Source organism: Paenibacillus sp. FSL R7-269 (genome assembly GCF_000517865.1).
Taxonomy (GTDB): Bacteria; Bacillota; Bacilli; order Paenibacillales; family Paenibacillaceae; genus Paenibacillus_AQ.
The window spans coordinates 25,587-48,643 of record NZ_ASPS01000009.1; the positions used below are offsets into that span (position 1 = coordinate 25,587).

The 23,057-nt window shown below is 53.7% G+C and carries 19 protein-coding genes; 16 read left to right on the top strand and 3 right to left on the bottom strand.

Annotation, left to right across the window (positions count from 1 at the left end; translation table 11 throughout):
* Positions 1-94: 94 nt before the first annotated feature.
* The 5 genes from C162_RS03350 to C162_RS03370 all read left to right on the top strand — a co-directional run bounded on the left by C162_RS03350 (position 95) and on the right by C162_RS03370 (position 6,813).
* Positions 95-1,414 carry an ABC transporter substrate-binding protein gene (locus C162_RS03350; RefSeq protein ID WP_235218337.1) on the top strand — a complete coding sequence of 440 codons (1,320 nt, stop codon included), beginning with the start codon at positions 95-97 and terminating at the stop codon, positions 1,412-1,414.
* A gap of 851 nt (positions 1,415-2,265) precedes the next feature.
* Entirely contained in the window at positions 2,266-4,038 is a 1,773-nt protein-coding gene (locus tag C162_RS03355) for a sensor histidine kinase (protein ID WP_036691263.1), read from the top strand.
* 27 nt (positions 4,039-4,065) lie between these two features.
* Complete coding sequence (locus C162_RS03360; RefSeq protein WP_036691265.1) at positions 4,066-4,857, top strand: response regulator; 792 nt, start codon at positions 4,066-4,068, stop codon at positions 4,855-4,857.
* 234 nt (positions 4,858-5,091) lie between these two features.
* Entirely contained in the window at positions 5,092-5,973 is an 882-nt protein-coding gene (locus C162_RS03365; protein WP_036691267.1) for a carbohydrate ABC transporter permease, read from the top strand.
* 12 nt (positions 5,974-5,985) lie between these two features.
* Complete coding sequence (locus C162_RS03370; RefSeq protein ID WP_036691269.1) at positions 5,986-6,813, top strand: carbohydrate ABC transporter permease; 828 nt, start codon at positions 5,986-5,988, stop codon at positions 6,811-6,813.
* Between the two features lie 188 nt (positions 6,814-7,001).
* Here the strand turns inward: C162_RS03370 and C162_RS03375 are convergent, their stop codons facing one another.
* Complete coding sequence (locus C162_RS03375) at positions 7,002-7,724, bottom strand: class I SAM-dependent methyltransferase (protein WP_235218338.1); 723 nt, start codon at positions 7,722-7,724, stop codon at positions 7,002-7,004.
* A 254-nt stretch (positions 7,725-7,978) separates the two neighbouring features.
* On the opposite strand from C162_RS03375, the gene C162_RS03380 reads away from it, so the two are divergent.
* Positions 7,979-8,971 carry a hypothetical protein gene (locus tag C162_RS03380; RefSeq protein ID WP_036691271.1) on the top strand — a complete coding sequence of 331 codons (993 nt, stop codon included), beginning with the start codon at positions 7,979-7,981 and terminating at the stop codon, positions 8,969-8,971.
* Here C162_RS03380 and C162_RS03385 read toward each other — a convergent pair.
* A complete protein-coding gene (locus C162_RS03385; RefSeq protein WP_036691273.1) occupies positions 8,902-10,131 on the bottom strand; it encodes a Zn-dependent hydrolase in 1,230 nt (409 codons plus the stop codon). The two genes, C162_RS03380 and C162_RS03385, sit on opposite strands and share 70 nt — an antisense overlap.
* 198 nt (positions 10,132-10,329) lie before the next feature.
* On the opposite strand from C162_RS03385, the gene C162_RS03390 reads away from it, so the two are divergent.
* The 4 genes from C162_RS03390 (at position 10,330) to C162_RS03405 (ending at position 15,065) form a co-directional block, all read left to right on the top strand.
* A complete protein-coding gene (locus tag C162_RS03390; protein WP_036691274.1) occupies positions 10,330-11,205 on the top strand; it encodes an aldose 1-epimerase family protein in 876 nt (291 codons plus the stop codon).
* Positions 11,206-11,416: 211 nt separating this feature from the next.
* Positions 11,417-12,406 carry a glycosyltransferase family 2 protein gene (locus C162_RS03395; RefSeq protein ID WP_036691276.1) on the top strand — a complete coding sequence of 330 codons (990 nt, stop codon included), beginning with the start codon at positions 11,417-11,419 and terminating at the stop codon, positions 12,404-12,406.
* Positions 12,403-13,509 (top strand): polysaccharide pyruvyl transferase family protein, encoded by a 1,107-nt coding sequence (locus tag C162_RS03400; protein WP_051493196.1) that lies wholly within the window; start codon positions 12,403-12,405, stop codon positions 13,507-13,509. The genes C162_RS03395 and C162_RS03400 overlap by 4 nt, the downstream gene beginning before the upstream one ends.
* Positions 13,510-13,550: 41 nt before the next feature.
* A complete protein-coding gene (locus C162_RS03405) occupies positions 13,551-15,065 on the top strand; it encodes an oligosaccharide flippase family protein (protein WP_036691277.1) in 1,515 nt (504 codons plus the stop codon).
* 169 nt (positions 15,066-15,234) lie between these two features.
* Here the strand turns inward: C162_RS03405 and C162_RS03410 are convergent, their stop codons facing one another.
* Complete coding sequence (locus tag C162_RS03410; RefSeq protein ID WP_036691279.1) at positions 15,235-16,326, bottom strand: threonine aldolase family protein; 1,092 nt, start codon at positions 16,324-16,326, stop codon at positions 15,235-15,237.
* A gap of 195 nt (positions 16,327-16,521) precedes the next feature.
* Here C162_RS03410 and udk point away from each other — a divergent pair, with 195 nt between their 5' ends.
* The 6 genes from udk to C162_RS03445 all read left to right on the top strand — a co-directional run bounded on the left by udk (position 16,522) and on the right by C162_RS03445 (position 23,055).
* Positions 16,522-17,151: a uridine kinase gene (gene udk, locus C162_RS03415; RefSeq protein ID WP_036691281.1), complete on the top strand. Its 630-nt coding sequence runs from the start codon at positions 16,522-16,524 to the stop codon at positions 17,149-17,151.
* A gap of 497 nt (positions 17,152-17,648) precedes the next feature.
* Positions 17,649-18,548: a carbohydrate ABC transporter permease gene (locus C162_RS03425; RefSeq protein ID WP_305954375.1), complete on the top strand. Its 900-nt coding sequence runs from the start codon at positions 17,649-17,651 to the stop codon at positions 18,546-18,548.
* Positions 18,545-19,423, top strand: coding sequence for a carbohydrate ABC transporter permease (locus C162_RS03430; RefSeq protein ID WP_036691284.1), 879 nt, complete (start codon positions 18,545-18,547; stop codon positions 19,421-19,423). Before C162_RS03425 ends, C162_RS03430 begins: the two co-directional genes overlap by 4 nt.
* Positions 19,424-19,462: 39 nt before the next feature.
* Positions 19,463-20,851, top strand: a complete 1,389-nt coding sequence (locus C162_RS03435; RefSeq protein ID WP_084648803.1) for an ABC transporter substrate-binding protein — start codon at positions 19,463-19,465, stop codon at positions 20,849-20,851.
* Between the two features lie 199 nt (positions 20,852-21,050).
* A complete protein-coding gene (locus C162_RS03440) occupies positions 21,051-22,043 on the top strand; it encodes a LacI family DNA-binding transcriptional regulator (protein ID WP_036691286.1) in 993 nt (330 codons plus the stop codon).
* A gap of 13 nt (positions 22,044-22,056) precedes the next feature.
* Positions 22,057-23,055, top strand: coding sequence for an N-acetylglucosamine kinase (locus tag C162_RS03445; protein ID WP_036691287.1), 999 nt, complete (start codon positions 22,057-22,059; stop codon positions 23,053-23,055).
* Positions 23,056-23,057: the final 2 nt, after the last annotated feature.

Consider the following 23,057-nt stretch of genomic DNA (forward strand, 5'->3'; position numbering starts at 1 on the left):
ATATTCTCCTGTTTTTTGTTCCTTCTGACGCTTCCGGCCATCTGCTATTCTTGAGTTGCAAGCCTATACAGTACACTCAGGGAGGTTGTCGCTTTTGAACAAGAGCCGTGTTATTGCCGGAATCACTTCACTAGTTCTGATCATGGGCCTGGCCGCAGGCTGCGGGAACAGCAGCAATTCATCTTCAGCGGACAATGGGAGCTCTGCTACAGGTAAGAATACAGCGGTTACGCTCAAAATGTGGGGCGGTGTCCCGCCGGAATCCGGTCCGCAGCAGGTGGTGGACAACTGGAACAAGGAGCACCCCGATATTCAGGTGGAATATGTACGCTATGTTAATGATGATGACGGCAATCTGAAGCTGGACACGGCGATGATTACCGGCCAGGATGTGGATTTGTTCGTGAACTATACGATCTCCCATGCCGCCAAGCGGGTAGAATCGGGACTGGCCCTGGACCTCAGCGGCTTCACCGATTACAACATTGAAGAGAAGATGGGCGCGGACACCGCGAGCTGGAAAATTGACGGCAAGTTCTACGGTGTTCCGACGACCAAGAGCCCGTTCTTCATCGCCCTGAACAAGGACGAACTGGATAAGGCAGGCCTGCCCGTTCCGAAGGAATGGACCTGGAATGAGCTGCGCGAGTATGCGAAGAAGCTGAAGAGCGGCAATTCCTACGGTTTTATTCAAAATATGGAGCCCTTCGTGGACCCCATCGACTCCGTGCTCTCTCAGGAGGGCTACACCAAGCCGGACGGCACCTCCAATCTCGACCATCCGCTGGTCAGACAATGGCTTGAGACGCTGAACGGGATGATGCAGGACGATAAGACCACACCGCCGCTCGGCGAGCAATTAACTTCCAAGATGCCGGTGGAGCAGGTGTTCCTCAGCGGAGAGGTGCCGATGCTCAATATCGGGGCGTGGCTGCTGCGCAGCTCGAATAACTTCACTGACTTCCCGCGTGATTTCAAAATCGCCTTCGCTCCGGTACCCCGGCTCACTGAATCCGCCAGTGATTACGTGACCCGCGGGGGCCTCGGCGATTACATCTCTATTAACGCCAAGTCCAAGAAGCAGGAAGCGGCCTGGGAGTTCCTGAAGTGGTATTCCGATGGCGGCATGTCCCCGATGGCAGCGGGAGGAAGACTCCCGGCCTCCAAGGATGCCAAGCAGGAAGATGCACTCAAGAGCCTCATCGGCGACAAAAGTGACTCCTACGATCTGGACTCCCTGATGTACGTCATGTTCGACAATAAGACGCCAACCTATGTCCGCAGCCTGCCGCAAGAGGTAATGGACCTGCGCTCACAGGAGTATGAGAAGTATTTCCTCGGCTCGCAGTCGCTCGATCAGACTGTGCAGGCCATGGCAGCGCGGCATAACGGGTATTTGAAGCAGAAGAAGTAGCGTGAGGGGCGCAGACAGAGAAGAAACAGAGAGATATCATGCATCGTACAGGAGGCTTGCCATGGGAATCATGGCGCCTCTCTTTCTTTTATCTGAACCTATCAGGAACAGGCTAGGCCTTGAATGAATGCGGCAAGCTCCAGCCGCGTTCTTGCGGACTGGAATGCGCTTATTTGGGCGAATCGCGCTGTTCTGGAGGCCACGCGGACTCAGAGGCGCTTAACTACCGTTTCCCCCTTCATTTCCGGTTACCTGGAGGGATATAACGGCCTCTGAGGCCGCCGATCCGTCAGTCTGTCGGCCCCAAGATCCGCCGATCCGTTGGTCCATCAATCCGTCGATCCATCAGTCCGTCGGTCCACAAATCTAAGCGGCACATGCGTCCGGGAACCCTAATTACCGCGCACACTGGCAGATCGTTTATAATTGGGGGGAGGGACTATCTTTACAGAGGAGTGATGGAATGCTCAAAAGCTTCAAACCCTTTGACAGGACAATCATTATAGGCGGATTAGTCTCGGCGGGAGTCATTTTCCTGGCTGGCGTGTTTCTTCTGCTTGCGCTGAAGTACAACATCATTCGTTTAAACTGACATCCATCTTATGCCCCTGCATACTCCATGGGGTTCCTTGACAAGGCGGGGCGGATAACTATCCGATCCGTCTTTCTTGTCCCGCTGTCAAGCAGCCCTAATAGAACAAAACTATGCATTTCTGGCCTCCTCCCGTACCCGCTGGAACAAATCCATGCAATTTGAAATATCGCCAATCCGGCGGAGGGATTATGCTATAATCTAGCATATCAACCGTCCCGAACCGGGCAGGTTCAGTCAGGCTTGGAGGTGCTTCCCTGTGTCACAGCTGCTGCGTGTGCTGATTCCCCAGAAGTTGAAATACCGCCTGTTCACCGCGTTCGTGTGCCTGATTCTGCTGCCGTTCGGCGCACTGAATATCTATAACTATCAGCGTATTGAGACGCTGGTCCAGAAGAAAATCAGCCAGCAGAGCCACTATCAGCTGGAGCAGATGTACCGCACGCTGGAGGACCAGATCAGTATTGCCTTCAAAACGCTGCTGTTCCTGAAGCAGGATGACACTGTGAAGTCCGTACTGCTCCATCCCGGACAGCGTAATGAGCTGGAGAACAAGCGGCTGATGGAGAATATTTTCAAGAATCTGAACAACAGCTTCTTCCTGTATAATCCTTCGGTCTACTTCATGATTCTGGACTTATCTGAAAGCGCATACACCTCTTACCAGCCTAAGGATTCACTGGTCTATTCGGATCTGCGGGGAAATACGGGGTTCGACAGAGGGCAGATGAATAACAGCTCCTATCACTGGGTGCCTAATGATACCAACTACGTGCTGCGTGATGTCTCGACCAGCGCCTACCTTCTCTCCTTATACGCCTATCTGGAGGATGCCCGGAACCAGCCGTATGGCATGGCCCGGATCAGCATTGATTATACGTACTGGCTGCGCTCCATTCACAAGCAGTCCGATCTGGAGCAGCAATATTTCCTGATTACCCGCTCGGGCGAGGATATCTCCCAGTCGGTTCCGGGCAGCCAGTTATCCGAGAAGGTGAAGGCAGGCTTTGCCGGGCAGCCGGGACAGCAGTATTTTATCGACAAGGACGCGAACGCCCTGATTAATTATATCTATGTGGAGTCGCTGGACTGGTATATCGTCAACCGGATTCCGTTGTCTGTGCTGTTCGTGGAGATCGAGGGGCTGAAGCAGCAGTACTTCATTACGTTCCTAGTGCTGACGAGCATCTTCCTGATGATGACCTTCGTGATTGCTACGACGATTACGCGGCCCTTGTCCCATCTGCAGAACAAGATGAAGGCGGCGGTGCAGAAAAGCCTGAAGATCCGCCTCCCGGAGCACAAATTCAGCGGCGAGATCCTTGAGCTGACCCGGACCTTCAATACGATGCTTGACGACACTCACCTGCTGATCCAGAAGCTGAAGGCGGAGGAGCGGCAGAAGGAGGCGGTGCATTTTCAGATGCTGCTGGCCCAGACGAATCCCCACTTCCTGCTGAACACGCTGAATACGATCAAATGGATCGCCATCCGCGAGCATAACGAGGACATTACGAACATGACCCTGTCGCTCGGCAAGCTGCTGGAGGCCAGCCTGAATACCGATAAGGATCTGATCCATCTCAAGGATGAAATTGAGCTTGTTGAGGCCTATGTCCATATTCAGCAGGTCCGTTACGCCCACAAATTCGACTGTACGTTCACGTATGACGAGGACATTCTCTATGCTCTGGTGCCGAAGCTCAGCCTTCAGCCGCTGGTGGAGAACGCCATTATCCACGGAATCAGCAGGCTGCCCGGCCACGGCCTCATTGAGCTGAACGTCCGCCGCGAAGAGCACAGGCTGATTGTCGAGATCCGGGACAACGGCGTAGGCATGGAGCAGGGCGGGGGCCCCAAGGCTCCGCGCAAGCGTCCGGGCATCGGACTGAGTAACATTCAGGAGCGGCTGCGGCTGTTGTTCCGGGAAGAGGGGCAGCTTGAAGTTCTCTCAACCAGCGAAGGCGTTACGGTCCGCTTAACGCTGCCGCTGCTAATGTCCACACCTTACGGCAACGAACATCCGGCTTGAAGCGCATAACTAAGGGAGGGATTACACATGTGGAAGGTACTGCTGGTGGAGGATGAGGTATTTGTACGGGAAAGCGTGCGTGAGATTATCGCCTGGGAAGAGCTTGGCTTCACGGTCAGCGGAGAAGCGGGCAACGGGGCTGAGGCGCTGGAGATGATCCGCGAAGATGTACCCGATCTGGTGATTTCGGATATCGTCATGCCGGAGATGGATGGCGTCGAGCTGCTGCGCAGAACCCGTGAGGAGGGGTATGGTTCCCGCTTCGTCATGCTGACCTGCATGAATGACTTCGAGAATGTGCGGCAGGCCATGGAATACGGGGCGTCCAATTATATTCTGAAGCTGTCGATGAGCGTGAATTCACTCCGGGACACACTGCGCAAGATCAGCGGCGAGCTGGAGAAGAACCGCAAGGCAGAGCCGGATGTGCTTAAGGAGTCTCCCCCGCCCCCGCCGGCCCATGAGGAGATTACGAGCCACCCTGAGATCCAGAAGATCCTTCACTATCTGCACGAACACTACGCTGAGGATATTACCGTGAAGTCGATGTCGCAGTATGTCATGATGGCCGAGAATTATGTCAGTACCCTGTTCAAAAAGAAAACCGGCCGCACCCTCATCCACTATCTGCACCGTGTACGGGTAGATCAGGCGATCCGGCTCCTGACCGGCTCCGACCTGCCGGTCTATGAGATCGGCAACCGGGTCGGCTTCGTGAGCGATAACTACTTCATCAAGATTTTCAAGCGCCTGACCGCACAGACGCCCAGCCAATACCGGCATCAACAACGGGAGAAGCCAGATAGCTTAAGCCTGTAGCCTGCCTTTCAGATTACGATCATAGTATCGCTCCAGCGGCATTCCTTCAAGGGAATGCCGCTTTTCTTGCTGGGCGGAACCTGGATAGAACATAACTAAGAACGAAGCGCCTGCTGCCGCTTGTGTAATTGTATATTTCTGTGCCATGAAGTGGGTGGTTTTGTTCCTTAACCCTCACGGGAACGCTTGCTATGCTTGTAATGTACTTATTAAGACCTAAGGAGTGGGGCTATTGTGAAAGCAACCTGGATGCGACGTCAGCAGCTGCTGGGCTATCTGTTTATCGGGCCCAATATGATTGGCGTGATACTGTTTTTTATCATACCGGCTATGTATTCGTTCTATCTCATGTTTACAGACTACAAGTTTATGAGTCCTAATACCAAGTTCATCGGGCTGGCCAATATCCGGCGGATGCTGGGGGATGAGGTCTTCTATATTGCCATTAAGAACACGCTGCTGTTCCTGCTCTCTGTTCCGGTGTCGATTGGGCTGGCGTTCCTGGTGGCTGCCATCCTGAACCGTTCCGTCTATCTCAAAAAGCTGCTCCGCGCCCTGTACTTCATGCCCTACATTACCAGCGGCGTAGCCGTAGCCTTCGTCTGGATGCTGCTGTTCCACCCGAATAACGGGCCGATTAACGGCATTCTCCGCTCTATGGGCATCGAGAACCCTCCCGGCTGGCTGTCCACGATGGACACGTCCATGTATGCGATTGATATCATCTGGATCTGGTTCATGCTCGGCTATAACATGATTATCTACCTCGCCGCCTTGCAGGAGGTGTCGGGCGAGCTGCTGGAGGCAGCCACCATCGACGGTGCCCGCACGTGGCAGACGGTCCGCAGCATCCTGTGGCCGCTGGTGAGTCCCACTACTTTTCTGCTGCTGATTACCGGGCTGATCATGTCGATTAAGCAGTTCGGCATCATCCAGGCGATTACGCAGGGCGGCCCCGGGAACAGCACCACCGTATTATCCCTGTTCATTTATCAGAATGCCTTCCGCTATTACGAGATGGGCTATGCCTCAGCAGTCTCCTGGGCCCTGTTCCTGATCATTCTGATCTTCACCGTTGTTCAATGGCTGGGCCAGAAACGCTGGGTTCACTACTAAGGAGCTGAGAATATGAATAAAGCCGCCGCTATCAAAATCATCACCACATTAATCATGCTGTTCTTCAGCATCGTCATGATTGTACCCTTCCTCTGGATGATCAGCACCTCCTTCAAAACACCGTCAGAGGTATTCCGCTATCCGATCCAGTGGATTCCGGACCACTTCAACTGGAGTCATCATGTCAAAGTCTGGTCCGGCCAGGGCAGCTTCGTACCTTATTATTTGAATTCCCTTAAGGTCGCTGTGCTGAGTACCATCGGTGCCGTCTCCCTGTCCGCCTTGGCAGCCTATGGGTTTGCCAGAATTGAGTTCAAGGGGCGTAACACAATGTTCCTGGTCTACCTGTCCATGATGATGGTTCCTCCGCAGGTGCTGTTCGTGCCGAAGTTCATCATGTTCGACTGGGCCGGCATCTATAACACTCACTGGGCGCTCATTCTGCCAGGTATGTTCACCATCTTCGGCGTGTTCATGATGCGGCAGTTCTTCCTCTCCGTACCCCATGAAATCTCCGAGGCCGCCTTCATCGACGGCGCAGGCCATTTCCGCATCTTCTCGCGGATTATCCTGCCGATGGCCAAGCCATCGCTGGCGACCCTGGCGATTATTGATTTCTCCTGGCACTGGAACGATTATGAGAACGCGCTCGTCTTCCTGATCGACCAGGATCTGTTCACCGTTCCGCTCGGGCTGCAGAACTTCATCCTGGAGAACAATGTCGATTACAACGGCATGATGGCCGCAGCAACCGCCGGGATCATCCCGATGATTCTCGTTTTCCTGCTCGGCCAGAAATACATTATTGAAGGAGTGGCCAGCTCGGCGGTGAAGGGGTGACAACTGATTGTATTTCCTGCAATAGAAAACGCATTGCTGACCGTAAAATGAGATTTTATTATATTTCATACAGTGGAATGTTGTGATTTGGCTGAAAAATGGCTTTTTTTCAATATTCGATTGTACGGAATACAATTGAATCTATTTCGAAGCCTTTTTACAGCAATCCATTGTACAAAGTGCAGTTGCTATCGTTCTAGCGCCTTCACCGCCACCCAGCCGTCAATCAGATAAGCGCCGAAGAACCGGGATACGGTCATGAACCCGGCCTCCTCCAGAAGTTCCTCCACTTCTGCGGCGGGGAGCGGATGGGAGGTTACTCCGAAAGAGTGCTCAAAGGTCTTCCACTGTTCTTCCGGTATCCCGTTCCCGAGCATATGCAGCCGCCAGCCTGCCATCTGTATCTGCCATTCGGGAGAGCCCGGCCCCCCGCAGATGGCAGACAGACAGAGCGGCGCACCCGGCTGAAGCCGCGCGGCAATGCTGCGAAGGAGCGCCAGCTTGTTCGTCCTCCCTTGCAAGAAATGCAACACCAGCATACAGGTTGCGGCATCATACGCTCTAGTGCAGTTCCATGTACTGGTCTCCGTATGATGCAGCTCCACTCTATCCAGCAGACCCGCGACCCCCAGCCGCTGCTGTGCAGCCTGGAGCATACGCTGCGAGGTATCCAGGCCGCTGAAGCTCCAAGCCGGATGGTTCAGGCCCAGCTTTAGTATCTCCTGGCCCCCGCCTGCTCCTACAACCAGTAACCTTGGCTTCTCCCGCTTGTCCAGCCGCGCTGTTAACAGCGTATCCATCAAGTCATACTGGAGCTGGTAGCCGGGGATTTTGCGGCTGATGCTCTGAATATACTGATCCCCGTCGGCCTGTTCCCAAGGACTGGCTGCCTTGCTCATGCTGTCTCTCATTTCATCCCCTCCGGTGTGATAATCGGTACATGACCCCAACAGGTCATGTACCGATTATCAAGGCCGGGCCCCGGAACCGCCATCCCACATAGCTGGGATCTATAGAACGGGCCGCTCATACCAGTACCCCGGACTCCCCCGTTCCAGCCGCATCCGCGCCTCCAGATAACAGAAAACAAATCTCATCGACAGCTGCTCATACTAAAATGTATAATACTCCCAACGTTTCAAAATAACATCGGGAGGTAAATATTATGAAAAAAATATTACTTGATGAGTTTTTGAGATTAAGAAAACTAATTCACCGTAATGCCAGACCGCTTGAATTTACAAAGTGGAAGTATTTATTTGAAAACGGGAGCTGCGAGGAATTCCTTTCAGTTCTGTCCAGTTACCAAAATGAGGATGGCGGTTTTGGTTACAACATCGAGTGCAACAATTGGAACCCTAATTCTTCTCCCTATACAATATGTATAGCGTTGGATTATTTGGACACGGCAGATGATTCTGTTAGCAGTATAAGAGATACAATTATTATGGGTATCATCAACTACCTTGATTCCGGTACATATTTGTTGGATGACGGCTGGGTGGGGATGCAAGGAATCCCTAGCAACAATGATTTCGCACATTTGCCATGGTTTCATTTCGACCCAAAGAAAGCCACGGAAGCTGATATTGGAGTAACAAAGAGACTTTCAGACTTTATACTTAAATATGCAGACGAAAACAGTGATATCTACCACAAAGCAGTGACTTTAAAAGACAAGTACAAGCTGTGTGGTCAAATCCTACTCAACGGCGTCCCCGATTATGACCCGGTATCGTTGGAAATGAAATCATTTGACCCTGTAACATGGCCGTTTTGGTTACCATTGCCCGTGTACTTTATGGGTTCGCCAAAAAGCAACCACTATCCAGAACTTAAACATGTTGCAGATATAAATCTGGATACAATTATTGACATACTGCTCAATACCACAGAAATTCAAATGGCAACTGATGAAGAATTAACCACATTTGAACATAATAACCCGCATCCGGATGGCAAACAATGGTGTGTCGCTGAACAAGCCATCGGTAATTATTATTGGGGTACTCATCATATTACCTCTGATTTGGATATCTTGAGGAAGTTTGATCGATTGGATTTCGACCTGCCTATCCAATCCCCCGCTCAGTCACGAGACAACACCGACAGCACCGTCTCCAGCACCACATTCACGCCCATCTCACAATCCTCATAGGAGGTGAGCTCTTCCTCGCAATGGCTTTTCCCGTTCACGCTTGGGACAAAGATCATCGCCGACGGCAGGAACCCGGCCACGAACTGGGCATCATGCCCCGCACCGCTCGCCAGCTTCCGGCTGCTGTAACCGAGCTTCTGCGCAGCCTGCTCCACTAGCGCACAGATCCCCGGATCAAACCATACCGTGTCGCGGCCCCACAGCTTCGTCTTCGACACGCTGCAATCCAACAGCTCCTCCGGCAGGCCGTGAATGACCGCCTCGACCTCCCGGACCACATCCATGTCCTTATGTCTCGCTTCCACGGTGAAGATTACCTTGTTCGGAATCACGGTATGGATGTTCGGCAGCACATTTATCCGTCCCATCGTATAGACCAGCTCAGGGTCCAGCACGGACAGCTTGCGGCGCAGCTCCGCAATAATATCCGTAGCGGCAAAAAGCGCATCCCGGCGCATATCCATCGGCGTAGTTCCGGCATGATCCGATTCCCCGGTCACTTCAATCTCATAGCAGGCCATGCCCACGACACAGTCAACAAGGCCGATCTTAACGTTCTCCTTCTCCAGCACAGGGCCCTGCTCGATATGCAGCTCCAGATAAGCCGCCGCTTCCCTGATCCGGTTCTCTGCATCGCCGGCATAGCCGCTGGCCTCCAGCGCCTCGCCGAAGCTGACGCCCTCCGCGTCCTTCTTCCCCAGCATGGCTGCCTTATCGAACTTGCCGGATAAGACGCCTGAGGCCATCATGGACGGCTCGAAGCGGGCACCTTCCTCATTGGTGAAGTTCATCACCGTGACAGGCAGCCGGGGCTTAATCCCGTGATCTACCAGGGTTCTCACGACCTCAAGGCCGGCAATCACCCCCAGTACACCGTCGAATCTGCCGCCCTTCTTCACGGTATCCAGATGTGAGCCCATCACTATCGGGGGGCCCGCTTCACTGCCAGCCAGAGTGGCATACATATTGCCCATATCATCCACCTTCACGGTCATGCCCAGCTCTTCGCAGCAGGCGGTGAAATAGCCGCGCACCCGCACATCCTGCTCCGACAGCGATAGCCGGGTAACTCCGTTATGGTCTGTCCGCCCGAAATCGGCAAAGGCCTCAATGGTATTCTTCAGCCGCTCACCGTTCACCAATAGTTGCTTCACCTGCATCGGCTTATTCCCCCCCGTTTCCGCTGATATGGAATCATTGCTATCCTTCTATGTTAACGAATTCCACCTGTTTGTCATTGTACATACTGTAAAAATTATAGGCTGGAGAATTTCCGTTATTTGCTGGCACCTGCGGGGAAGTCTGTTAGAATATGAGACATCAGGATTACATATTGCAGGGCGAGAGGGGTACAGAGCATGAATACTATTTTACGCAGCGGCCTGGCCGTGGCCGAGATCAGTTCACTCGGCGCTGAGCTGGTCAGCTTCAGAAGAACGGATACAGATACTGAATATATGTGGAACGGAGACGCCGCCTATTGGACAGGCCGTTCTCCGGTGCTGTTCCCGATGATCGGGGGAGCCGCAGGCGAAGTGGTCCGTGTAGATGGACAGACGTATCCGCTGGCCCGCCACGGCTTCGCCAGACGCAACGAATTCACGCTGGTGGAGGCAAGCGAGACGCAGGCGGTCTACCGGCTATCGCACAACGAGGACACGCTGGCCAGCTATCCGTACCCGTTCCATCTGTATCTCACCTATAATCTGAACGGCAACACGCTGGACATCAGCTACCGGGTGGAGAATCCCGGTGAAGGGGAGATGTTCTTCCAGCTCGGCACCCATCCGGCCTTCAACTGCCCGATTGGCGGAGAAGGCCGCTTCACCGACTACTATCTTGAATTCGAACAGCCGGAGCGCCTGGAGCGCTTATTCCTGAATGAGAATGGCTTGATCACTCCGGGCCAGAACGAGGCCATGCTCGGCGCGGACAACAAGATGCCGCTGAACCACGAGATGTTCGCGCATGACGCCCTTGTCTTCCGCAATGTCCAGTCCAAATCGGTTGCCCTGAAAAGCAGACAGTCTGACCGGAGCGTAACCGTCGCCTTCACGGGCTTCCCCGATCTCGGCATCTGGCAGCCGAAGAATGCACCGTTCGTGTGTATCGAGCCTTGGCATGGCGTGGCCGATCGCGAAGGCTTCACCGGCGATTTCCGGGAGAAGCAGAACGTCATCTCCCTGCCGCCGGGCGGCCAGTTTACCAGCGCGCTGGCGATTACGTTTAACTAAATTTCAGCAGGCGAAAGGCCGCAGTCACCCCATGGTGCTGCGGTCTTTTTGCTGCGAAACAGCGGCTTCCCGTCAGGCAGTTCACGCCCCTCCTCAAGCGATAAGTACACTTTAGTAGTATATACAACCTTTTGACCCGGATAGTAAGATTATCACAAATATAGTGACGCGTAGACCCGAATCAGAACCGGGAAAGGAAGTGACTGCTCGAGTGAAGCCAGAGATAAGTATTATTGTGCCTATCTACAACGTGGAACTGTACCTGAGGAAGTGTGTGGATTCGATATTGGCGCAGACCTTCCGCAATTTTGAATTGATTCTGGTCAATGACGGATCACCTGATAAGTGCGGCGAGATTTGCGAGTATTACAAGGAGCTGGACCCGCGTGTTGTCGTCATTCATAAGCAGAACGGCGGATTGTCCGATGCCCGCAACTATGGAATTGATGTGGCAGAGGGCCGGTATATCGGGTTCGTCGACAGCGATGACTGGATTGAACCGGACATGTACGAAGCCCTGTACGAACTCATCACCGCCCACAATGCAGATATCGCTGTATGCGGCCATTGCGAGGTACAGGATGATGTCAAGCTGGAAAAGTCCTTCACGCACCAGGTGCGTGTATACGATAATGCGCAAGCCATTGACAAGCTGCTTGAGGATACCGAGATCCAGAACCTTGCCTGGGATAAGCTGTACAAGGCTGAGCTGTTCAGCCAGGTGAGATATCCGGTCGGCCGGTATTTCGAGGACATTTTTACCACCTATAAATTATTCCTCCAGGCGAACAAGACCGTCTCGCTGGACTCCCCCAAATACCTGTATCTGAAGCGAAGCGACAGCATCACCGGAGCGATGAACAACCGGAAATATTACGACCGCTTCCGTGCGGCGCTGGAGATCTACGAGACGATTCAGGATAAAAACTATCCGGTCGCCAAAGAAATCTCGTTATCCCGGACCGTAACCGAAGGCATTGAGCTGTGCAACTTCCAGCTGATTACCGGCGAGACTGCAGTTAACAAGGAATATCTGGCCGAGCTGGGCGGGTTCCTGAGCAAGCATACCTCCGCGATCCTGCGCAACCGCATCATCCGCCGGGAGATGAAGACGGCAGCCCTGCTTATTCTAACCAGCTCCACGGTATACAAAATGCTGTATTATTCCAAACTCCGTTTGAAGGGAAGTAATATGATATGAGCCAAGCCCTTGAGAAGATCCTGCCGTTGTCTTTCCGCAATTATGTAAGCAATATTCCCGTCTATCAATATTATAAGGGCTATCTGAGCTACCGGAATGCATATAAAGACAAGACGAAAGCCATTTACGTCGTCGGCTCCCCTGAGCATGACAATCTGGGCGATCACGCCATTACTTATGCGCAGATGAATTTTTTGCGGAAAGCTTTTCCTGACTATACCCTGATTGAGATTGTCGCCAACCGGCTGATGCATAACATGAAGTGTCTGGAGGAATTCTGTTCGCCGGAGGATATCTTCGTGCTTCAGGGCGGAGGCAACTTCGGGATCGAGTATTTCCGTGAGGAAGAGGTACGCCGCAAGATTATCTCCGAGTTCCCAAATAACAAAATCATCGTCTTCCCGCAGACCATCTACTTCGGTGATACCGAGCTTGGGCGCGCGGAGTTCAAGAAGACACAGGACCTCTATGGCTCCCACAAGGACCTCACGCTGGTCGCCAGAGAGGCAACGTCGTACGAAATTATGAAAGCAGGTTTCAGAAACAACGCAGTGCTGTTAACGCCGGACATTGTAATGTCCCTCGACATCACTGATCCTCCCAAGGAGCGCCATGGTGCCCTTCTGTGCATTAGAGCGGATAAGGAGAGTATTTTCAGCGAGCAGGATAAAAAGGTCATCCAGGAATACACCTCCAAGCACTACAGCTCCACTACCTTCACGGATACCTGCATCCTCCGCCCTGTCTCCCTGGAAGACCGGGACCACGAGCTGAATACCTTATGGAATCAGTTCAAGGAGGCCGAGGTTGTGATTACGGACCGTCTGCACGGGATGATTTTTGCGGCGATTACATCCACACCTTGTATTGCGCTGGGGAATTACAATTATAAAGTGGTAGGCAGCTACGAATGGATCAAGCATCTGGGCTATGTGAAATTCACGAACGATGTAAAGCAAATCCCGGCCTTGCTGGAAGAACTGAAAACGATCCAGCGCCCACGGTACAATAATGAATTCTCGGTCCAGCATTACAGCCAGATCATTGAATCCATGGCAAGCAGCAGCGCTGAAGAACCTGCTTCGTCCATCGTTACCGCTTAAAATAAGCACAAGACACTCTCTGTAGCGAGGAAGCGATCTGTTTGAAAACCAATATTAAACTTGCTGCAATCATAACCTATGCTTCCGTATTTTTAGGCGTTATTATCTCACTAGGCTCGACGCCGTTCATTGTGTCGACCCTGGGGAAATCCGAATATGGATTATTCGCGCTGGTGAACTCCATCATCGCCTATATCGTCCTGCTGGATCTGGGCTTCGGCAGCGCGGTCATCCGCTTCAATGCGAAATACATCTCTGAGAATGACTCCACAGGCCAGCGCAATATTAACGGAATGTTCCTGCTGCTCTTCTCTGCCATCGGACTCCTCTCCTTACTTGCCAGTGTGATTCTGGTGTTCAATTTCGATTCGATCTTCAGCAGCCTCGATGCAGCTGAGCTCGGCATTCTGAAGACCATATTCATCATTGCTGCCATCAATGTGGCTGTCTCGTTCCCGCTGAATATCTTCAGCTCGATCATTACGGCCTATGAGCGGTTCGTCTATCTCAAAATCATCAACCTGATCCGCGTGGTCCTGTCTCCGGCCATGATGGTGCTGGTCCTGCTGTTCGACTTCAGATCAACAGGAATGGTCACCGTCGCACTTGTGCTAAACCTGGCAATCGGCGTGATTAATGTAGTCTTTTGCCGCACCAAGCTGAATCTGCGGGTCCGGTTCCACGGCTTCGATACCAAGCTGTTCAAAGAGATCTTCAGCTACTCGTCGTATATCTTATTGTCGTCGATCGCCTTCCAGATCTATACGAATGCCGATCCGCTGATCATCGGGATGTTCCTCGGGGCCACGCCTATCGCCGTCTTCGCCATCGCTGCCCAGCTCAACACGTATATTCTCAACTTCTCCAATGTGCTGGCCAGCTTCTATCTGCCCAAGCTCACCAAGATGATCGTCAAGGGTGCAGATCAGGCGGCCTTAATGCTGGAGCTGGTCAAAATAGGCAGAATCCAGGCGCTGATCGTAGGCTACATCGTCTCGGGCTTCGTGTTGTTCGGACAGAGCTTCATTCTGATCTGGCTCGGTCCGGATTACAAATATGCATACACGGTTGCGCTGATCATCATCATTCCCCAGATCACATCGATTGTGCAATCGCTGTTCGCCACCATGCTGGAAGCGATGAATATGCACCGGGTGAAGGCCTTCATCTATTTCTCTGTTGCTATTCTGAAGGTGGCCCTAACCTTCTGGTTCATCCGGATCTGGGGGATTACAGGCTGCGCCATTGCTACGGCTATCGGGATGATCATCAATGTATGCCTGAATAATGTGTACTACAAGTATAAATTGAAGTTCGATATCCTTCATTTCTGGCTGCAGATCATCCGCGTCTTCATTCCGGTGGTGCTGCTGTCCGGTGTGTGCGGGTTCCTGCTTAGCTTCGTGAGCATCACTTCTTACGTGTACCTGGGCATGTATGTCATCCTGTACTCCCTCATCTATGTGCTTACTATGTGGCTGTTCGGACTGAACGGGGCAGAGAAGCAGATGGTGGCCGGACCCGTGAGAAAAATGGCTCTGCGGAGCCAGGCCTAGTCTGCATCCTTCAAGAAGAAAGATAAGGAATTTTTATTGCGCGATGCATATAAATTCTTATTCTTTGAACCCAGGCGCTGCCTTTCGCTGTTCCTGCTTCCACCTGTACTGCAATCAGCAAACAAGCCTCTGCGGGCTTCCGCAGAGGCTTGTTACTTATCTATCAGAGTCAGAGCTGCTTCAGCCGCTCATCCAGCAGCCGGAATGCCTGCCTCAGCGCCGCCCCCGAGACGCCGCCGTAGACATCGCCTATGTTCAGCTCGTAGTAACAGGCGTTCTCACCCGTTGGCTTGAGCCGCGGTGTCAGGCCAATGCCGGTCTCGTTATAGATCCCAATCAATACAGGGGCAAGCTGCTCCTGAGACAACGCGAAATGGATGTGGAACATATTCGAGACCGGAACCTCCGGCAGCGTGGATACCTTATCACAGCTGTTGAATAAGGCCGCCAGCTCCTTGGCCTGTTCATAGTATTTTGACATCCGGCTGATGCGCTGCTGGTAATAATACCGGGCCGGGACAATATAGGGATAGAGACTGATCAGATCGCCCCCGTGGCGGCGCTTCCAGATCTTCGACTCCTCCGTGAACTCCCTGCTTCCGGCTAAGATCGCTCCGGCAATCCCGCCGATGCCCTTGTACAGGGAGACATACACGCTATCGAACAGCGCGCAGACCTCAGCAGCCGTCTTGCCGTAGTAAGGCAGCACCTCGAACAGCCGCGCCCCGTCCAGATGGAGCCTGATTCCCTGCTCCCGGCAATACGCCGATATTGCTTCCAGCTCCGTATACTCCGGCAGCTGTCCGCCGATCTCCCGCTGCGGCAGCTCCAGCAGCAGACAGGCAATCCCCGGTCCCATCCCCTTCACATCCTCCAGGGTAATCAGGCGGCCGGCACCGCCCAGCAGCAGCGGCTCCAGATGATGCAACTCCTTCAGGCCGTCCTGCTCATGAATCTCCAGATGGCATAGCGGGTGATACGCGACCCTTTTGCTGCCCTCACGGTCACTCCAGATCCGCAGGGCAATCTGCTGGGCCATCGTGCCGCTGGGGAAGAACACGCTGCATTCTTTGCCCAGCACCTCTGCCATCTCCGCCTGAAACTCCTCAATCACCGTCCCTGTCCCGTACATGTCCGCAGCGAGGCTGTCCTCTACACTAGCCAGTGCCTTCTTGAGTACGGCTGCGTCCCGTCCGCCATGGCCAGCAAGCTGCACCTGCGTCCTGCCGAACGCCTCCATCAAAGCATTCTCCTGGTTCATTTTGTTATCCTAGCCCCCTTCTCCGTAGCATCCGAACGGAATGAATCCTTGAAATTATATCATTCCCCTACAAAATAACCGAATGTTTTGAATATTCACATGATATTCCTCTCCAGCAAGGTGAAATAAGTTGACCGCTGTGCTACAATATTGGAATTGCAAAGGCAATTGCTTAGGGAGGTTTATACATTCACCATGCTTATTATTGGTATCGCCGGCGGGACCGGCTCCGGCAAGACAACGGTAGCACGCTCCGTGATTGACCGTCTTGGCTCAGACAAAGTAACATTCATATCCCAGGATAACTACTATAAAGACCATTCTTACCTCAGCATGGCTGAACGCGGTGCGATTAACTACGACCACCCGCTGGCCTTTGACACGGAACTGCTGATCGAGCATCTGGATTGTCTCAAAGCGGGACAAGCCGCCTTCGCTCCCGTGTATGACTTCACGGTTCATGCCCGTTCCACCGAAAAAACGGTGAGGCTGGCCCCGAACAACATCGTCATTCTGGAAGGGCTGCATGTGCTGTCCGACGAGAAGCTGCGCGAGCAGCTCAACATCAAGGTGTTCGTGGACACCGATCCCGATGTACGCATCCTGCGCCGGGTGCTGCGGGATATCGAGGAACGCGGGCGGACCATCCGTTCGATCCATACGCAATACCTCACCACGGTGAAGCCGATGCACGAGGCGTTCATCGAGCCCTCTAAGAAATACGCCGACCTGATCATCCCGGAAGGCGGACAGAATCAGGTCGGGATCGAGCTGCTGTCGGTACTGACCGAAAAGTATCTGTCCGGCGATCACCAATGGAACTGAATTAAGCCGCCTATCCGCTGATAGGGGTGCAAGGACCGTCCGGCGGGCCGGACGGTTCTTTGCTGTTTCGGGGAGTATAATGTAATCGGAAAACCGATTACATTGGGCAGCGCGAGGGCTTCCGCGGCGATTGTAATCGGAAAACCGATTACATTGAGCACCGCGAGGACGGCCGCAGGTGAGCTGATCCAGAAATTGCGCCACAAAAGTCATATTACCTGACATAAAAATCATGTTCACACTATAATTTTCATCATTTTCAGCAAATACATCAATCCATTTGTTATATTTCCTGACTGATAGCGCTTTATAAACAAAATAAAGGATTGATTATTTGGGTTTCATCCACTATGATTAGTTCAATGGCAGGCATTAAAGTTAAAGCGATTTAACTTTAATTTGTTTATTGTATTGTCCACTTTAATTAATTTAGCAAGTTACAACTTTTATTTATCACTAAAGTTAAAGCGCTTATACTTTAAGGAAGAAAGGCTGGTGTGTCCGTGATTAAGAGTGAGACCCGGCGGCAGACGTTCTACATGTATCTGTTCATTTCCCCATGGCTGGTCGGCTTCCTGATCTTCGCCTTGTACCCGATCCTGTCATCGCTGTACTACAGCTTCACCGACTATGACATCATTCATCCGCCCAGATTCATCGGCCTCGCCAACTACACGGAGATGTTCCACAATGAGCTGTTCTGGCGTTCCGTGAAGGTCACCCTGAGATACACCTTCATCAGTGTGCCGGTGCAGCTGCTGCTTGGCCTGGGCTTCGCCCTGCTGCTGCATCAGACTCTTCCCTGGCGCGGCTTCTTCCGGACAGCGATGTATTTCCCCAGCATGGTCTCGGGCGTGGCTATGTCACTCCTCTGGTATTGGATCTTCAATCCGCAGATCGGCCTCTTCAACTATATGCTCTCCTGGTTCGGCATTCACGGCCCGGCCTGGCTGATGAATCCCGATACAGCGCTGTATGCCCTAATTATCATGTCCCTCTGGACAGCGGGCTCGGGCATGATTCTCTTCCTCGCCGGTCTGCAGGGCGTACCGGCCAGCCTGATCGAAGCCGCCAATCTGGATGGCGCAGGGCGCTTCCGCATTTTCCTGAATATTACGCTGCCGATGATCTCGCCTGTCCTGCTGTTCCAGCTGATTATGGGTCTGATCGACTCCTTCCAGGTCTTCACGCAGGCCTTCGTCATGACGCAGGGCGGCCCCAATTATTCCACCTGGTTCTACGTCTACAATCTGTATACCAGCGCCTTCAAGGAATACCGTGCCGGATACTCCTCCGCGCTTGCCTGGGTGCTGCTGATTGTCGTCATGCTGTTCACGGCGGTCATTATGAGGCTGTCTCGCCGTTATGTCCATTATGAAGGAGGCAGCCGCCGATGAGTACTGTTAAGGCCACCCGTCCGCTTGGTCCGCCCTCCCGGCTGCGCCGGAGATTCAAGCCCGTTAAGCTTGTCAGCTTCATCACGCTGCTCCTTACAACGTTCCTCATGCTGCTGCCGCTGTTCTTCATGGTCTCCACCTCGTTGAAGTCGAAACGGGAGATGCTGAAATTCCCGCCGACCTTTCTGCCGGAGAGCTGGGCCTGGAGCAATTATACGGATATTTTTGAGACTCTGCAGTTCGGCACATTGTACAAAAACAGTCTGATCATCGCCGGGTTCTCCGTATTCGGCACCCTGCTCTCTTCGGCTCTGGTCGCTTACGGGTTCGCCAGATACCGGGGACGCGGCAACAACTTCTGGTTCATCCTGCTGCTGAGCACGATGATGCTGCCTTATCCGGCCATTATGATTCCGCAGTTCGTGCTGTTCTCCAAGATGCAGTGGATCGACACCTTCCTCCCCCTGATCGTACCTGCCTTCTTCGGCTCGGCGTATAACATCTTCCTACTGCGGCAGTTTTTCTCTACGCTGCCTGAGGAGCTGTTCGACGCCGGACGGATGGACGGCTGCGGCGAGCTGAGGATGTGGCGGACCATCGCACTGCCATTGTCGGCGCCGGCGCTGGCGACGGTTGCGATCTTTGCTTTTATCTACAGCTGGAATGATCTGTTGACCCCTGTACTCTATTTAAGCTCGTCGGACAAATTCACGCTTCCCGTCGGCATGGCCTCGCTCACCTCATCGCGCTTCCGCATTCCGCCGTGGCATCTGCTGATGGTCGCTTCGGTACTGGCTATGGTTCCAATCGTCACCCTGTTCGCCATCGCCCAGAAGCAGTTCGTAGAAGGCATTGTACTGACGGGTATCAAGTAATCCCGGGTTACAACACTTGAAATCAGGAGGGATTAGACAATGAAGAATATGATGAAAAGCAAGAGGTATGCGCTGCTGCTGGCAACAGCTCTGACAGTATCATCAGTCCTGGCAGGCTGCGGCGGGGGCAAATCGGCAGGCAATGTGGCTGCTAGTGACAGTGGAGCCGGGAATACCGGCGATCCGGGGAAGCAAGTGACGATATCCCACTATACGATTGATTCCGAGGACCGGACTTTTATCGAGAAGCTGATCCCGGATTTCGAGAAGACGCATCCGAACATCAAGGTCAAGGTAGAGAAGGCACCCTATGAGCAGTTCGACAGCAAGCTGCAGACACTGATTGCCGGAGGTAATTCCCCGGATGTGACGAGCCATTACGGATACGGCGGTTTTGCAGAATACTATAACAAGGATATGCTGCTGGATCTGACGGACCTCATTAAGGAAGACGGCTTCAAGGCGCAGGACTACAACATTCCTGAGAATCTGATGAAAATCTATACCGTAAACGGTCATACCTATGGCATACCGGTCAATATGTATGTCACCTTGATGCTCTACAACAAGGATATGTTCGATGCCGCAGGCGTCTCCTACCCGCCGAGCGATTATGAAGATAAGAGCTGGACGTTTGACCATATGGTGGAAGATGCCAAGAAGATGACGATTGTCTCGGACGATATTGCCAAAACACAGTACGGCGTAGACTTCACCTGGGCGGAACGGGATATGCGGCCGCTGTACTTCGGGGCAGAGCCTTACTCTGAGGATACCTGGACCAACGGCGGTGTTCCTTCCGAGACACATTTCGATTCACCGGAGGTCATTGCCGCGTACCAGAAGCTGTTCGACCTTGTATTCAAGGAGAAGGTATCCCCGACCTCCGAATGGAGTAAAAGCGTAGCCGGACAGAACGGCGACCCGTTCGTCGCAGGCAAAATCGGCATGTCCATCGGCGGCTCCTGGAACCTGGCTGGGGCTAACGACTTCCCGTTCAAAATCGGTGTAGCCGCCGTGCCTTGGGGAGGCAACGACAAGGTGCGCAGCACGCTGTTCGTCGATCCGCTGCTGATTCTGAAGGACTCGAAGCATCCGAAGGAGGCTTTTGAATGGATCAAATACCTGATGACCACCGAGGTCCAGGAGAAGTCCATCGAGCTGAGCGGAGGCAATCCGCCTGTGAATACTGAAGCGGCTGAGGTGTACTATAAGCATTTTGACGGGATTGATCCGGGGGATGTGAAGAAGGTCTATGAAGGCGCGGTCAAATACGGCTACGAATCCTACAACCATCTGATTACCAACTACTCGCAGATCAACGATATGTTCATCAATGAGCTGCAGCCGGTCGAGACCGGGCACAAGACCCTGGAAGTGGTGATGCCGGTGATTCAGAAAAAGGTTTCGGAGATCATCAAGAGGTAGCGGCCCGGCGATGGTTATATGTTTAGCGGAACCCCGGTGCGGCCTGTATACTGGAGATAGAACAAGTGGAAACGACTTTGCCGTCCTTTTAAAGGACGGTACCGTTTCAGCGAGAAATAGAAGGATAAGTTATCGTGTGAAACATATAAATTCTTATATTTTATAAGCACCGGCAAATCCGCCGCAAGGAGCGCTTGGGATGAAAGTGAGTATTTTTGATGTAGCCAAAAAATCAGGGCTGTCCGTGGTTACCGTATCGCGGGTATTAAACGGAGCAACGTCTGTGCGGGAGAACAACCGCCAGAAGGTGCTCGACGCGATCAAGGAGCTGGATTACCGCCCGAATGCGGCAGCCCGTAGTCTGGCCAGCGGCAAGACCGGCATCATTGGCCTGATCGTAACGACCCTGCAGGATTCCTTCTTCGATGCTGTGGTTAAGGAGCTGAATGAGACGCTGGCCCTGCACGGGTACTATCTGGCCATCTCCGTGTCGGATGGCATCGGCTCCGGGGAGAGCCACTATCTGATCCAGGAAGACCGGGTGGACGGACTCATCCTGCTCTCTCCGATCAATGAGGACAATTATATTATCGAGCTGAAGCGGCGGGGCATTCCCTATGTGCTAATCGACAATCAGCTGCCGGAGAATGACAGCTACTCGATCACCATCGACAATTTCAAAGGCGGGTATGCCGCAGCCTGCCACCTGCTGGAGCTGGGGCATACCTCCATCGCCCATCTCTGCGGGCAGGAGATGTTCCGCAGTACGCGGGAGCGTCGCGCGGGCTTCCTGCAAGCGCTACAGGAGCAGGGCCTCGCCCCATTCGAGATGGTTCACGGGGAATTCGAAATCGCCATGGGCTATGATACCGCGCAGTGCTGGCTTGCGGAGGGCAAGCTGCCGGGGGCCGTATTCGCCGGAGATGACAATATTGCCCTCGGGGTGATCAATGCCCTGATGGAGGCGGGCGTACAGGTGCCGGAGGAGGTTGCTGTAGTCGGCTACGATGACCACTATATCGCCTCCCAGCTCCACCCGCATCTGACCACTGTGCGCCAGCCGGCGGACAAGATCGGAGTCGCCGCCGCCGACATGCTGCTGCGCCGGATCAGCGGGGAGATGAAGCGCGGCTCCAATATCCGGATTGATCCGGAGCTGATCGTGCGGGAATCGACGAAGACAAAACTCTAGGAGTGACAAATCATTGGCTTATTACATGGGAATCGACGGGGGCGGCAGCAAAACCTACGCCCTCATATGCGATGAACAAGGCCGCATCCTCGGCAAAGGCCGGAGCGGCAACGGCAATCATCAGACCAGCGTGCAGCAGGCGGAAGCAAGCATCCGCGAAGCGGCCTCTCTAGCGCTGGCCGAAGCCGGGCTCCGGCTGGATCAGCTCCGCCATGCCTACCTCGGGCTGGCCGGGGCGGACCGCCAGACCGATTATAACATTCTGCATCCGCTGATCCGCCGGATCGGCTTCACGCAGTACACGATCAGCGGTGACCCGATGATCGGCCTGCGGGCGGGGACAGACCGCCCCTACGGCGTGGCCCTGATCTGCGGCACCGGCACCAATGCAGCGGGCCTGAATCCTGAGGGCCGCCACTTCCAATGCGGCGGCTTCGATTATATGTACGGCGATTTCGGCGGCGGTGGTGCGCTGAACATCGAGGTGTTCCGCACGGTCATCCGGGCCTGGGACGGCCGCGAGGCTCCTACGCTGCTGACGCAACCGCTCCTCAGGCTGCTTGGCTATGAGCAGGTGGAAGACATGTACGACGACTTCCTGGATCACGGGAAGCAGGTGCCGCTGGATGCGGCCCGCCTGCTGTTCCCGGCAGCGGCGGAGGGCGATGCCGCCGCGCTGGCGATCTTGAACCGCCAGGGCGTAGAGCTGGGCAAATCGGCGGCGGCTGTCATTCATCGGCTCGGCATGGAGAATGATGAGTTCGATGTGGTGCTGGCCGGAAGCCTGCTGACCCGGGGCGACCGCGGCTGGATTCGCGGCCCGATTGAGCAGGCAGTGCGCGAAGCGGCACCAAGGGCGGCGGTGGTCACACTGTCCACCGAGCCTGTGGTCGGCGCGGTCTGGTCGGCGCTGGAGAGTGACGGGATCACCGTCAGCCAGGAGATGTATGAGACGATGCGTGCTTACAAGGAATTTGAGCTTATTCCAACGATCATCACCAGACAGGAGTGATT

Excerpts from the sequence above, each read along its gene's own strand:
- C162_RS03410 (WP_036691279.1), bottom strand. The coding sequence starts at position 16,326 with ATGAACCAGGAGAATGCTTTGATGGAGGCGTTCGGCAGGACGCAGGTG.
- C162_RS03385 (WP_036691273.1), bottom strand. The coding sequence starts at position 10,131 with ATGCAGGTGAAGCAACTATTGGTGAACGGTGAGCGGCTGAAGAATACC.
- C162_RS03430 (WP_036691284.1), top strand. The coding sequence starts at position 18,545 with ATGAGTACTGTTAAGGCCACCCGTCCGCTTGGTCCGCCCTCCCGGCTG.
- C162_RS03390 (WP_036691274.1), top strand. The coding sequence starts at position 10,330 with ATGAATACTATTTTACGCAGCGGCCTGGCCGTGGCCGAGATCAGTTCA.
- C162_RS03400 (WP_051493196.1), top strand. The coding sequence starts at position 12,403 with ATGAGCCAAGCCCTTGAGAAGATCCTGCCGTTGTCTTTCCGCAATTAT.
- C162_RS03375 (WP_235218338.1), bottom strand. The coding sequence starts at position 7,724 with ATGAGAGACAGCATGAGCAAGGCAGCCAGTCCTTGGGAACAGGCCGAC.
- C162_RS03360 (WP_036691265.1), top strand. The coding sequence starts at position 4,066 with ATGTGGAAGGTACTGCTGGTGGAGGATGAGGTATTTGTACGGGAAAGC.
- C162_RS03440 (WP_036691286.1), top strand. The coding sequence starts at position 21,051 with ATGAAAGTGAGTATTTTTGATGTAGCCAAAAAATCAGGGCTGTCCGTG.
- udk (WP_036691281.1), top strand. The coding sequence starts at position 16,522 with ATGCTTATTATTGGTATCGCCGGCGGGACCGGCTCCGGCAAGACAACG.
- C162_RS03380 (WP_036691271.1), top strand. The coding sequence starts at position 7,979 with ATGAAAAAAATATTACTTGATGAGTTTTTGAGATTAAGAAAACTAATT.
- C162_RS03435 (WP_084648803.1), top strand. The coding sequence starts at position 19,463 with ATGAAGAATATGATGAAAAGCAAGAGGTATGCGCTGCTGCTGGCAACA.
- C162_RS03370 (WP_036691269.1), top strand. The coding sequence starts at position 5,986 with ATGAATAAAGCCGCCGCTATCAAAATCATCACCACATTAATCATGCTG.